Origin of the sequence: Pseudomonas fluorescens (genome assembly GCF_001307155.1) — a bacterium.
Lineage (GTDB): Bacteria > Pseudomonadota > Gammaproteobacteria > Pseudomonadales > Pseudomonadaceae > Aquipseudomonas > Aquipseudomonas helvetica.
This window is the reverse complement of sequence record NZ_CP012830.1, coordinates 3,065,837-3,078,284: the sequence shown is the minus strand read 5'-3', so window position 1 is coordinate 3,078,284 and position 12,448 is coordinate 3,065,837. Positions and strand designations below refer to the sequence as shown.

Annotated in this window: 11 protein-coding genes; 7 read left to right on the top strand and 4 right to left on the bottom strand. The window is 58.5% G+C overall.

The genetic code is table 11. The features are described from left to right. Positions 1–103: 103 nt before the first annotated feature. Positions 104–1,774 carry a ShlB/FhaC/HecB family hemolysin secretion/activation protein gene (locus tag AO353_RS13855; RefSeq protein ID WP_054595473.1) on the top strand — a complete coding sequence of 557 codons (1,671 nt, stop codon included), beginning with the start codon at positions 104–106 and terminating at the stop codon, positions 1,772–1,774. Between the two features lie 57 nt (positions 1,775–1,831). Here AO353_RS13855 and AO353_RS13850 read toward each other — a convergent pair whose 3' ends face one another. The 4 genes from AO353_RS13850 to AO353_RS13835 all read right to left on the bottom strand — a co-directional run bounded on the left by AO353_RS13850 (position 1,832) and on the right by AO353_RS13835 (position 4,998). Then, positions 1,832–3,907 (bottom strand): autotransporter outer membrane beta-barrel domain-containing protein, encoded by a 2,076-nt coding sequence (locus AO353_RS13850; RefSeq protein ID WP_054595472.1) that lies wholly within the window; start codon positions 3,905–3,907, stop codon positions 1,832–1,834. Positions 3,908–4,086: 179 nt separating this feature from the next. Continuing rightward, entirely contained in the window at positions 4,087–4,290 is a 204-nt protein-coding gene (locus AO353_RS13845) for a Flp family type IVb pilin (RefSeq protein ID WP_054595471.1), read from the bottom strand. 38 nt (positions 4,291–4,328) lie between these two features. Next, on the bottom strand, positions 4,329–4,742 hold the full coding sequence (locus AO353_RS13840; RefSeq protein WP_054595470.1) for a response regulator: 414 nt from the start codon (positions 4,740–4,742) through the stop codon (positions 4,329–4,331). Between the two features lie 52 nt (positions 4,743–4,794). After that, positions 4,795–4,998: a Flp family type IVb pilin gene (locus tag AO353_RS13835; RefSeq protein ID WP_054595469.1), complete on the bottom strand. Its 204-nt coding sequence runs from the start codon at positions 4,996–4,998 to the stop codon at positions 4,795–4,797. Positions 4,999–5,320: 322 nt separating this feature from the next. Here AO353_RS13835 and cpaB point away from each other — a divergent pair, with 322 nt between their 5' ends. The 6 genes from cpaB (at position 5,321) to AO353_RS13805 (ending at position 12,154) form a co-directional block, all read left to right on the top strand. Beyond that, entirely contained in the window at positions 5,321–6,262 is a 942-nt protein-coding gene (gene cpaB, locus AO353_RS13830) for a Flp pilus assembly protein CpaB (protein WP_054595468.1), read from the top strand. A gap of 60 nt (positions 6,263–6,322) precedes the next feature. Beyond that, the gene (locus AO353_RS13825; RefSeq protein ID WP_054595467.1) at positions 6,323–7,513 is read left to right on the top strand and encodes an AAA family ATPase; all 1,191 of its coding nucleotides are present in this window, start codon (positions 6,323–6,325) and stop codon (positions 7,511–7,513) included. Continuing rightward, entirely contained in the window at positions 7,510–8,784 is a 1,275-nt protein-coding gene (locus AO353_RS13820; protein WP_054595466.1) for a CpaF family protein, read from the top strand. Before AO353_RS13825 ends, AO353_RS13820 begins: the two co-directional genes overlap by 4 nt. A gap of 18 nt (positions 8,785–8,802) precedes the next feature. After that, entirely contained in the window at positions 8,803–9,687 is an 885-nt protein-coding gene (locus AO353_RS13815; protein WP_054595465.1) for a type II secretion system F family protein, read from the top strand. A gap of 1 nt (position 9,688) precedes the next feature. Continuing rightward, positions 9,689–10,573, top strand: a complete 885-nt coding sequence (locus AO353_RS13810) for a type II secretion system F family protein (protein ID WP_054595464.1) — start codon at positions 9,689–9,691, stop codon at positions 10,571–10,573. Between the two features lie 243 nt (positions 10,574–10,816). Beyond that, complete coding sequence (locus AO353_RS13805) at positions 10,817–12,154, top strand: hypothetical protein (RefSeq protein ID WP_054595463.1); 1,338 nt, start codon at positions 10,817–10,819, stop codon at positions 12,152–12,154. Positions 12,155–12,448 lie beyond the last annotated feature (294 nt).

The window sequence follows — 12,448 nt, the reverse complement described above, 5'->3', positions numbered from 1 at the left end:
GCGCAAGACCTCGGCTGTCTCCGAATCACGTCCTCAGAACCTGACGGGAACAGCTGATCGAAGATCCTTTCGCAATGCTGCGGTTTTGATCATGGGGTGTTCTATGCGCGCTTTGACTTGCTTGCTGCTGCTCAGCTGTTGTTCTGGTGTTTATGCCGACTCCCTCCCCGCTTTCCTCAATAGCAACGAAACCACCCGCAACCTGCCTGTCCCCAACCTGCCTGCCGATGCCTACCGTCCGGCCACGCCAAAGCTGCAAGTCCCGGAGCCTGCCGCCACCTCGGCACAACCCTTGACGATGGGCACCAAGGTCAGCGTGCGCACCGTGCAAATTGAAGGCGGGACCCTTTATCCATTGCGCGAACTGGGGGCCGTCTATCAACCGTTGCTTGGCCATGAAACCACCCTCGCGCAACTGATCGAAGCGACACGCAGCATCACCCGACGCTATCAGGAGGATGGTTATTTGCTGTCCTACGCGTTCCTGCCACAGCAAACCTTCGATAAAGGCGTGGTGCGCGTGGTGTTGGTAGAGGGCTATATCAAGGACTATCAATTGCAGGGCGATGTCGGTCGGGTAAAGAGCCTGCTCGACAAACTGGTGGCCAAGCTGCAGGCCGAACGCCCGCTGACGCGCAAGACTTTCGAGCGCTACACCACCTTGATGAGCCGCATTCCCGGCGTCACTGTACAAGCGCAAGTGCCGCCACCGGGCACTACCGACGGCGCGACCTACCTGATCGCGCAGACCAGTCGCAAACCGTTCGCCAGTAGCCTGAGCACCACCGAAGACAACCGCAAAGGCACCAAAGCCTTGCTCGGTATCAGCAGCAACTCGCAAACGTCGATGGGTGAGCAGATCACCCTCAGCGGTCTTTTTCCACCGGGCGATGACCACGAAAAATACTACCGCCTGGACTACAACCAGTTCCTCAATGCCGAAGGCACGCAGCTATTGTTGTCCGGTTCGCGCTACCGCGCCGACCCGGCGACGCTTGTGCAACTGGACAACGGCCTGCAACTCAAATCACACCGCGAAAACGATCGCTACTCCATTGGGTTCAGCCATCCACTGATTGCCTCACCCACCCAACTGCTCACGCTCACCACGCGCTTGTATGCGGTCGACGACATGACCCGCTACAAAGTGCTGGGTTATCCGATTACGGTCGATGAAAAAACCGATGTCCGCGCCCTGGCCTTCGAAGGTGATTGGCGCAAAGCCGATGACCGACAACTGCGCATCATCAGTGGCGGCGTGTACCAGGGCATCAATGGCATGGGTGCCAACACCAACAACCCGACCTATGACCTGGACTTCTTCCGCCTGCGACTCTCGGGTGTGCAAAGCAACAAGTTCTTCGACAACTGGCAAGGTGTGCTGTCAGCCGCGATGTACTGGACCGACGACACCCTGCCTGACAGTGAGCGTGCGGTATTCGGCGGGCAGAACTTCGGTCGTGGCTACCCCGACGACCAGGCCTCCGGCGACAAGGGCTGGGGCGCGGCTTATGAAGTCAACTACAGCTTCAATCGCGCCGGTAACTGGGTGCGCATCCTGCAACCCTACGTCGTACTGGACCGCGCGAAAACCTGGTTCAACACCCTGCCGATACAAGGCAGTAACCTGTCCTCGGTGGCCGTCGGCCTGCGCTTCGGTGACGCCAGGTACTACAACATCGCCCTAGAAGCGGGCAAGGCGATGTCCGATGAAGCACTGGACACTTTCAATCGGCGTACACGTTACAGCATCAGTTTCAGCTACCAGTTGTAGAGCCGCAGAAACAAAACGACCCGCTCATGGCGGGTCGCTTGGGTGACAGCCAATCAATCAGAAGTCGTAGCGAACCTTGGCGGTGAAGGTGTCTGCATTGAAGTCGGCTTTGGTCAGGTAATCATACGAACCGCCCACGCTCCACGCCCCGATCCGGTAGGTGGCGCCCAGACCCAGTTCATAACTGTCACGCGCAGGTTTCGCACCGCTGGTGGTGAACGGTGTGCCGCCGAGCACAAAGGTCGAGGTCGCGTTGGCCTGGTCACCGATGAAGTCGTGCCACGCCATGGCCTTGGCTTCGGGTTGGAGGCTGCCGGCGCCGACATCGAAGGCGGCAGCGAGGCGCGCACCGAGGCCCATCTCACCCACTTCATAACGCTGGCTGCCGACGCTCAACGCGGCCGAACTGCCCTTCTCGCGGTACGTATCGATCGCTACGTTGGCATAGCGCGCGCCGACCTGCGGCTCCAGCACTACCTGCTGATTGAAGCGCAAGGTGTAACCGGCCAACGCGTTCACGCCGAAGATATCACTGTCGTAATCGCCCTTGGCACGGGTGCCGGCGATGTAGCGTTTGGACTCGTTGGTGTTCCAGCCATAAGTCAGCGAGGTGTCGACAAAGAAATTGTCGTGAGTCCAGTTGCCGTAAAGCGTCAGCGCATTACCGATCACATCGGTCTTGCTCCCGGCGTCGGACGTCACGTTGCTGTTCAGGTAGCTGTAAGCGATACCCAGCGTGGTGTCGGCATTCAACTGACCGTCAGCGCCCACGGCGATACCCTGGCTGTTGGCGCTATAACCGGCGACACCGCCGCGCGAACCTTGATCGGCATCGCTGTTCAAGGCTTGCAGCCACACGCCTTTTTCGGCCAACACATCACCCGAGGACAAACCGCTGCGGGCACTGCTGGAGCGCGTGTTGATCACACTGTTGATCAACGACTGTCCGCTGACGGCAGCTTGGGTCGCACCGCCGCTGACGTCAGGAGTGAGCTTTTCAGCCAGTTTGGCCAGTTCGGCGTCGCTGCTGGCGTTGGCGAAGGCCTGGAACACTGGATCGTGTTCATCCAGCTTGGTCATCAAGCCATTCGAGACACGCGCTGCCGCACTGGCGGCGTTCGAGGAACCACCGGCATTCAGAACGTTTTGCCCCACGACGGCCTCACCCTTGGCATCGACCAGCGCCTTCACGTCGTTGCCCTCGACGCCGTAGCTCTTCACTTCCAGCAACGCCGAAGAAGACGAAACCGTCAGGTTTTCGCCGCCTTCCAGCTTGCCGGAGCTGATCAAGGTATAACGGGTACCGCCATTAGCCGTACGGAAGTCTTCGGAGCGCGCCTTCAACTCAAGACGAGCACCTGGGCCGATGTCTGCCAGGCCGGTGACCTTGAGCACCGGAAGATTGGGGTTGGTGTCGTTGCCCAGGAACATATGCAACACCGAACTCGGCTCTTCCATGTCGAATTCGCCGATGATCGTGGTGTGGGCCTGCTGTAGCGTCAGCTCGCCCTTTTCCACCGTGATGTAGCCAGCCTTGATGGTCGAACCGTCGAAGTTCACATCACCATTGATCTTCACGCCGGAAAGGCCCATCAGATTGCCTTTGACGTTACCGCCATTCCAGTAGAAATAGGCTTCTCCGTCATCGACCTGAATGGCCGCGTTACCGCCTTCGATCGAACCATACTGTTGATCGATCGACATGAAACGGCCACTGGCCGGTTGGTTGCTGACATGAATACCGAGGTTTTCGCCGGAGATCAGACCAGTGTTGTAAATGCTGAACGATCTGACACCAGGGGTCGGCGCGAACGTAGCACCATCCAGTCGCAACGCTTCTGCGTTGGCGCCCGTGGCGGTGATCGTGCCCTGGTTGATCACACTGTTACCGATGCGGGTACCAATCAGTGCCATCCCGGTCGCGTTCATTCCGCTGACAGCGATATCGCCCGAATTCAGGACGTTGTTGGTGACAACGCTGCCCTGATCCTTGATGCCAAAAGCCCCGTCACCATAGACCTTGATCGAGCCGTCGTTGATCAGGTTCAAAGGTGCGGCAATGGCAGGGGTGTGAATCGCGGCAGCAGCCACGGAAAGCGCCAACAACGAGCGGCGCAGGCAAGAGGTGTTCAATGCAGGTTCCCTTCAGAAGCCTATGGAAGACGCGTTTTTCAGCAGGCGCGCCCAGCTTCTTTCAGGCATCCATACCGGCCAACCAGCGGGAGCTGGTTCAGGCGCGGGCAATATACAGGTGCCATCATTTAGACACCATCAAAAAATGCCAAATGAATGACGTCAGTTTTTTCAATGGGTCAAGTGACCTGCACGCCGCCCAATGCACCGACGACCTTGTTGAAGGTGGCTTTCACCGAATCTCCTAGCGGCGCGATAAAGGAAACAACTACCAGGGCCACCATCGCAATGATCAGCGCGTACTCAATCGCCGAAGCACCCTCGGTCCGGCTCATGAACAGCTGGAATCGAATGGACAGATACTGCACAAAATGAAGGAACATACGACTTCTCCTGCAAGATGTAGAACACTCTGAAGGTTCTAAGGACTGACACGGTGCATCTTCGATTGCGGGAACAGGTTGTCCAGGGTCTCCAGAAGGCGAACGTGATAGATCGGTTTGCGAAACAGGTCCAACACCTGCAAGCGCAGCATGTCGCTGACGTCGTCCATGTCGGCATGGCCGGAGGTCACGATCACCGGCAAGTGCTGTCGGGATGTGTGTTCACGCAAACGGCGGATCAATGACATGCCACTCTCTTCGGGCATGCACAGATCGGTGATGACCAACGCGATATCGGGGTGACGAGTCAGATGCTGCAACGCGAGTTTGACCGAGGTTGCGGTGTAGCAACAAAAGCCCTCGCCCTCCAGCAATTCCGCAAGTTCCAACAGGGCGTCTTCTTCGTCGTCCACCAAAAGCAACTGTTGGCGCGCAGTTGAAGAAGCGTTCATGTGCGATTCCTGTCACTGAGTAAACAATCGGGTTCGCGCGCGGCCCCACTGGTCAGGCCACAACCGTCCCCCCCAGTGCAGTAATGACTTTGTTGAAAGTGTCATGAACCGACTTGCCCATATTTGGGATAAAGGCTACGACGATCAACGCCACCATCGCGACAATCAACGCATATTCAATGGCTGAAGCGCCCTCGGTCCTGGTCATGAACAACTGGAGGCGGATATACAGATACCGCACGAATTTAAGGAACATACGACTTCTCCTTATGCGCCGAGGACGCACATGTAGCGGGTGCACAACATGATTGCGCTTTGCCATCGGATCATTGCCAACAAACCCCGCGCCAGCAACTGTAATAAGCGATTAATCACAAAGTATTAACCGGAATGGTGGCGACTGGGGATTAACCGAAATGTCATACGGTTGTGAGTTATTTTTTTGACCGGTGATGGCGTTTTGATTTAGCTGCGCTACTTTCAAATAGCGAATTAGTTGCATGTTCATAGCTGCCTGATTGCGAATCAACTCGTTGAACGTCACGAGCCGATGGTGCAGCAGGAAAGGGAGAGCCGTCATGAACAGCCGCGTCACTATGGGTCTGGCTGGACTACTGTTAGTCGCAGCCGTCATTGTCGGGTACTGGGGGTTGGTGCTGAGCCGGCAACCGGTAGCAATCGAACCCGTCCCCCCCCCTGTCACCGTTGCGCTGGAAAAAACCGTTGCTAGCGCCGAAGACCAGACCCGCCAGGCCGTCGTCGTTCTGGTGCATGATGTCCTGCCGTTTACCCCCCTCACCGCCGCCGACCTGACCCTGGAAAAACTCCGCAGCGCCCCCGTCGGCAGCTTGAACAGCCTGGACCAGGCCGTTGGCCGCACACCCTGGCGGCGCCTGAGCGCGGGCACTTGGCTAAGCAACGAGAGTTTCGAGGCCGGCGGCGCGCTGGCACGAATGATCCACAGCGATGAACGCGCGCTGGCGGTGGCGGTAGACGAAGTCATTGGCGCTGCCGGACAACTGATCCCGGGGGATTACGTCGACGTGCTGTTGTTCTTGCGTCAGGACGCCATCAATACGCAGCACTCGGCGCAAATCGTCATTCCGGCCATGCGTGTACTCGGCGTTGGCGAACAATTTGGCTTGACCAACGAAGGCAAACCCGCCTCCCCCACCGCCAGCACCGACGAAAAACTCAAACAGGATCAACGCCGCATCGCGGCCCGCAGCGTCGTGCTGGCGGTACCCGAACAGCTTCTCAGCCGAATGATGCTGGCGACTCAGGTCGGCACCTTGCGCCTGGCCGTACGCAGCAGCGAAGAACAGCTCCTGGCCAAATACTGGGCCGGTGAAAGCGACTCATCCACCCGCCTGAGTAGCGCCAACAGTCAGCTATTCCAGTTCAATCAACTGGCCCAGGGCATTGCACCGAAAACCATCGTCCACACCCGCACGGTAGAGGTGTCGCGGCGCGGCATCGAGGTCATACGCGGCAATCAGGTCACCCAACAAACCCCTTGATTGCGCAAGGGTGCATGGCCTCAAAAACGGCAACTTCGACACACGCATCGGACTCTCACCATGAGCCAGAACCTGAGCCAGACGTTCCTTGCGATTACTCGCAACAGCACTGACCTTGAATGGTTGCAAGGCGCACTGGCGCCCTTGGGCCAAGTGGTCAGCGCCGGTGGCGGCAGCCTCGATGAACTGCTCGCGCTGGTCGACGTGACCTTCGCCAGCCTGGTGTTCATCGGCCTCGACCGCGACCATGTAGTGGCCCAGAGCGCGTTGATCGAAGGCGCGCTGGCAGCCAAACCGATGCTGGCCATCGTCGCGCTGGGCGACGGCATGGACAATCAGCTGGTGCTCAATGCCATGCGCGCCGGGGCCCGGGATTTTGTTGCCTACGGCTCACGCGCCAGCGAAGTTTCGGGCCTGGTACGACGCCTGAGCAAACGTCTGCCGCCTGTCGCCACCACTACCCAAATGGGTGGCCTGACAGTGCTCTTCGGCACCCAAAGCAACGCCGACGGCGCTCTGCTCGCCGGACACCTGGCCCTGGTGATCCAGAAGAGTGGCCAGCACACCTTGCTGCTCGACCTCGGCCTGCCCCGTGGTGACAGCCTGGCGTTGTTAGGCCTGGAGAGCTCGTTCCATTTTGGTGATGCATTGCGGCATCTGCGGCGCCTTGATGCGACGCTGATCGACAGCGCCTTCACCAGCGCCGAAGCCGGATTGCGAATCCTCGCCTACGCCAACAATGACGAACCGCTGGAGCGCACCAGCGCCGCCGAGCTGTACATGTTGCTCAGCGCCTTGCGACAACACTTTCAACACATCGTGGTGAACCTCACCGGCCAACCTGACAGCGAAGCCCTGCGCACCTTCGTCAGCCATTGCGACAAATTACTGTGGTACACCGACCAGAGCGTGCTCGACTGCCGACGCAACCTCACAGTGCTCAACCTGTGGCGCGAAAAAGGCATGAAACTTGAGCACGCCCAACTGCTGGTCGACCGTTATCTGCGCCACTCCGCCCCGGACGCCGACACCCTGGGCAAAACCTTTGGCCTCGAAGTCATCGCCGTCCTGGCCTACAGCCCAGAGGTTCGGCTCAACGCCAAAAACCAGGGCGTAACCCTGTTTGACCTGGCTCCCCGCGAGGTCCTGACCCAAAGCTTGCGCACCTTGGGCGAACGTCTGGCCAAGCACTCTGAAACGCTGGCAACCCCCAAAATCAGTTGGCTGAATCGCTTGCGAGGCCACAAATGAGCGGTGAAAAACTCTTCGGTGCACAGACTCAAAGTCCGATCGGCAACACCGACCACGAGGGCCTGAAGCTGGTGCTGCATCGCTATGTCATCGATGCCATCGAAGAGTCAGGGAAAAACCTGCTGGAAGGTTCGCGCCCGCTCCTTGCGCAATTCGTCACCGACAAGGTCGCCGAATACATCGCCCGTTTGCACCTGGCGATTTCGCGCTACGAAATGGAGCGTCTTGCAGAAGAAATCGTCGACGAACTCACCGGTTTCGGTCCACTGGAAGTGCTGCTGCGCGACCCCGCCGTGACCGAAATCCTGGTCAACGGCCCTCACCGGGTGTTCATCGAACGTGACGGTGTATTGCACCAAAGCGACCTGCGATTCATCGACGCGCATCATGTCGAACGGGTCATGCAACGGATCCTCGCGCCACTCGGACGGCGTCTGGACGAGTCATCGCCGATGGTCGATGCGCGCATGCCGGACGGTAGCCGGGTCAATGCGATCATCCCGCCCATCGCACTGGACGGGCCGTGCCTGTCGATTCGTAAATTTCGCAAGGACATGCTTAAAAGCAGCGACCTGATGGCGATGCAAACCATTGACCAGGCGATTTTCGACTTCATCGAAAAAGCCGTCGGCAAGCGCTGCAACATCCTCATCAGCGGCGGGACCGGCACCGGTAAAACCACGCTGCTGAACATCCTCAGTCAACTGATCGATCCTCACGAACGCCTGGTGACCATCGAAGATGTCGCCGAGCTGCAACTGGGCCACCCTCACGTCGTGCGCCTGGAAACCCGCCCGCCGAACGCCGAGGGCCACGGCGAAGTGAAAGCCAGTGACCTGATCCGCAACGCCCTGCGGATGCGCCCGGACCGGATCATCCTTGGCGAAATCCGTGGCGTTGAAGTGCTCGACGTACTGACCGCCATGAACACCGGTCACGACGGCTCGATGAGCACCGTCCACGCCAACAATGCTCAGGACGCGCTGTTGCGCCTGGAGACGTTAGTGGGCCTGACCGGGCGTCAAATCGCCGAGCGCACGCTACGGCAGATGATTTGCGCGGCACTCGACGTGGTGATTCAACTGACGCGCCTGCCCGATGGCCGACGCTGCGTCAGCGAGGTGGTGGAAGTGGTGGGGATCCGCGAGGACATCTACGTCACCAACACCCTGTTTCGTTTCGACCGACGGACCGGTTTCGGCTTTCTGCGCGAGGCGGTCAACCCCGCCGGCGACAAGCTGCGCCATGAGCTGGCTCTGCCCCTCAACTGACTTGACGAGGCTTGCGCGATGATCGGTCCGATACTGCTCAGCCTGATGTTCCTCGTGTTGCTGGGACTGTCGATCTGGCTGTTCTATCAAGGCCTGCGCAAGACCAGCAACGAACGCGTGCTGAATCGCCTTGCTCAGGGCCAACCGCATCTGATCGTCGAAAGCCCGGCGTGGGTCAACCTTGAGCGGACCTTTGTGCGCGCAGGCCTGGGCCGCCCGACGGAGCGTCTGCCGCTATGGCTGGGATTTTGGGTGTTTATCAGCCTGCTTGGTTTTGTGCTGGACGGCTGGCTGGGACTGCTGACACTGCTAGTCCTGCAACCGTTGATTCTGCGCCTGTACATTTCCTGGCGTTATCGGCGTCGCCTGAGACGAATGATCGAGCAGTTGCCGTCGTTGCTCGATCACACCATACGCAGCCTCAAATCCGGCCGCACTCTGGCCGACGCGGTAATGGGCAGTATCGATGCCAGCGCCAACCCGCTTAAAAGAGCGATGGGACGAATTCAGCGCAACGTGCAATTGGGGATCAACCTGCCCGACGCCGTGCACGACTTTGCCGAGTTTTACGACCAGGACGAGCTGCGCATGTTGGCCTTGGGATTGAAGGTCAATCACCGTTACGGCGGCAATGCCAGCGAGCTGCTGGAGAACCTGATGAAGCTGATTCGCGAACGCGAGCAAGGCGCCCGTCAGCTTCGGGCCATGACCGGCGAAACCCGAATGACCTCCTGGGTTCTGGGGGCCTTGCCCCTCCTCATCGCCAGTTACTTCATGCTGACCAACCCCGGTTACATGCTGAGCATGTGGCACGACCCTTCCGGCCAGCACATGCTGATCGCTGCGGTTGGCTTACAGATCGTCGGGTGCCTGGCGCTGTGGCGCATGTTACGGAGTGTCTGAGATGGTCTTACTGGTGAGCGCCTTGCTGTTTCTGGGAGCCATAGCGCTGGTGCTCGGCCATTTGCTGGAGCAGCGACGACGCGCGCGACACGTCACCCAACGCCTGCAAGGGCATGTGGCGCACGACAACACTTTCGGCAACTGGCTGCGGGCGCTCGGCAACAGCCGGTTTGGCCAGCGCTCGCTCAGCATCGACAGTGAAACCCAAACCTTGCTCGCACGCCTGGGTTGGCGCAAATCCAGCGAGCGCTCGTTATTCGCCGCATGCCAGGTCGGCACGCCTCTGCTGGTGTTCGGGCTCGCGGTGTTCTTTCAACAGGTGTTCTACCCCACTGCGCAAAACCACTGGCTTGCGCCGATACTGGGCGCCGGGCTGGGTTATCTCTTGCCCAAACGACTATTGGCCTATGCGGTAAAACGTCGGCAAAGAAACATTGCCATCGAGATCTCGACGTTCATTCCATTGCTGCGGATTCTCTTCGAATCGGGCATGGCCGTAGAGCAGTCACTGCGGGTGCTCAGCAGCGAGGCGCATAAACTGCTGCCGGAGCTGACCAGCGAACTACGGCTGATCCTGACTCGGGTCGACTCCGGCCTGGAACTCGGCCAGGAGCTGCACAAGACCGCGACGCTGCTGACGGTAGATGAACTCACCGACACCTGCGTGATCCTCCAGCAACTGATCCATCAGGGCGGCGGCGCCATGAAATCGCTGCTCACGCTCAAGCAATTGCTCGACGACCGGCGCCTGACACACCAACAGGAATACATCTCGAAAATGTCCGCCAAGATGTCCGTGGTGATGATGCTGTTTCTGTTTCCCGCCTTGCTGATCGTCTTGGCCGGCCCGGGGTTCACTGCTATTGGCCGGGCGTTTGGGTCCTAGAATCGCGTCATCAGTTCCTACAACTTTGAAATACGACGGATGAGCCACCAGCAGCTACCGAGCTTGCGCGGGAACCTGATTGCCGGTAAAGAGGCCCGTAAGCCTTGCAGTGAACAACAGACGCCATCTCTGACAAGCCAGCTCCAGATTCGGATTCACCCTACTCAATTAAGCAACTTGTCCGACATCCGTACTTGAGCCGACTCGCCACAGTCTCCCGTTTCCACGGAACGGGACACGGGCATGACCAAACTCATCCCCAAAAGCCAACTCGCCAGCCAGCGCGGCCAGGTGCTCGACAGCAGCCAGGCGGCCTATAACCTGCGCCAGGCCCTAAGTTCTCCAGACAATCTGCAAGGTTTCGACGACCTGCTGAGAGCCGTCGGCGTACATCGCTCCAACTACATGCAGGCGACCCATCAGAAAAAACTCATCGACGCAGTCAGCAGCGGAGACTGGCTGATGGTGGTGCCTCGCGTCGCCGCCGATAACGGCGGCGCCTCATGGAACGCCTTCAAACCAAAACCCGAACCGCCACCGGCGCAGCATCTGGTCGAAGATCACGCTTTCACCCTGCCCCAACCGGTCGAATCCGGGTTTCACATCATCCAGCGGCCGATGAGTCTCGAAACACTGGAACGCTCGCTGTACGAAAACTCGCCCAGCGATGCCTTGCGTAAAGTGTTCCGCTCACTCAACCGCCATCTCGGCGAACAGGTGAAACCAGGACAGATGGTGATCTTCAGCGATTCTCGGCATTACCTGTGTCGCCGCGAAGAAGCACAAATGATGATCGCCGCTGAAAAGACCAACGAAGCGCTCAAGGACCTAAGCGATGAAGAAGCGGCATTCATGGTTGAGCATCATGAGGTGATCGAGCCGTTTTTGGGGGTCGCCTCAGGAGCGCTGGGTGTGGCGTCCTTTATGGTTGGCCAGCATCTGGAAACGCTGCGAAACACCCTCACCGAGCTTGAGCGTTTACATCAGGAACAGTACCGGCAATACGGCCACCTGAAATCCCCCGTTTTTTTTGCGCAGCGTAAGCGACTCATGGCGAAACTGGATGCCAGTTTGGGACCTATGATGCGTAAGACTACGGGCATCCCGGATCACCCCAAACTCAAACGTGCGTTAGGACTATCCACTCGTCGAACGGTTCATCATTGGAGCAAAGCTGGCGCACCGACTCAGTTGCCAGGTTATGCCACTCATATCGAGGGTGTTGCGCGAGCCTCGAAGTACATGAAAGCGGGTGGTTATGTGGCGATTGGTTTGGGTGCCAGTTCTGCGGCAATGAAAATTCATGAGACGTGTCGAGCCGGGCGGGTGGAGGAGTGTCGGCAGGTGAAGTTTGTGGAGGGAGGAAGGTTGCTGGGAAATGTCGCAGGAGGCGCTGTCGCGAGCGCAATTGGAGTAACAGTGGCCGAGGGCACATGTTTAGCCATCGGTGCAGGGACTTATGGGGTGGGCGGTATGGTTTGCATGCTGGTTGTAAGCGGAATGCTGGCATCGCAAATGGGAGACAGTGGCGGTCAAGCTGGCGAATACTTCGGCGAGAAATTGTATGAGGTAACTGAGTAATGACGCTTGACCGAATTATAGGCTTGTCTGGCATCCCACTGTTCACACTATTTTTCCTGAACTACGCATTTATGGTCTATGTCGCGACCTACAAGCTTAAAGAGATGCAAAGTCACTTTAAACACTCCCGTTTTGTCGCATCTCACCGAGGTGACGCCAGTACTCCGCTCATCCTCAGAACCGGGAATTTAGTGTTGATATGGTCGCTGTTGGTGTTCAAGTTTTTCCGCAAAATGGACCCAAACTCAATCGAGGAAGTAAAGCACTTCCCAAGGAACCTGCGGCCTTGGGTCA

What these genes read in the sequence shown, in the direction of transcription:
- AO353_RS13835 (WP_054595469.1), bottom strand. Translation starts at nt 4,998, where the DNA reads ATGTTCCTTAAATTCGTGCGGTATCTGTATATCCGCCTCCAGTTGTTC.
- cpaB (WP_054595468.1), top strand. Translation starts at nt 5,321, where the DNA reads ATGAACAGCCGCGTCACTATGGGTCTGGCTGGACTACTGTTAGTCGCA.
- AO353_RS13840 (WP_054595470.1), bottom strand. Translation starts at nt 4,742, where the DNA reads ATGAACGCTTCTTCAACTGCGCGCCAACAGTTGCTTTTGGTGGACGAC.
- AO353_RS13825 (WP_054595467.1), top strand. Translation starts at nt 6,323, where the DNA reads ATGAGCCAGAACCTGAGCCAGACGTTCCTTGCGATTACTCGCAACAGC.
- AO353_RS13815 (WP_054595465.1), top strand. Translation starts at nt 8,803, where the DNA reads ATGATCGGTCCGATACTGCTCAGCCTGATGTTCCTCGTGTTGCTGGGA.
- AO353_RS13820 (WP_054595466.1), top strand. Translation starts at nt 7,510, where the DNA reads ATGAGCGGTGAAAAACTCTTCGGTGCACAGACTCAAAGTCCGATCGGC.
- AO353_RS13810 (WP_054595464.1), top strand. Translation starts at nt 9,689, where the DNA reads ATGGTCTTACTGGTGAGCGCCTTGCTGTTTCTGGGAGCCATAGCGCTG.
- AO353_RS13805 (WP_054595463.1), top strand. Translation starts at nt 10,817, where the DNA reads ATGACCAAACTCATCCCCAAAAGCCAACTCGCCAGCCAGCGCGGCCAG.
- AO353_RS13845 (WP_054595471.1), bottom strand. Translation starts at nt 4,290, where the DNA reads ATGTTCCTTCATTTTGTGCAGTATCTGTCCATTCGATTCCAGCTGTTC.
- AO353_RS13855 (WP_054595473.1), top strand. Translation starts at nt 104, where the DNA reads ATGCGCGCTTTGACTTGCTTGCTGCTGCTCAGCTGTTGTTCTGGTGTT.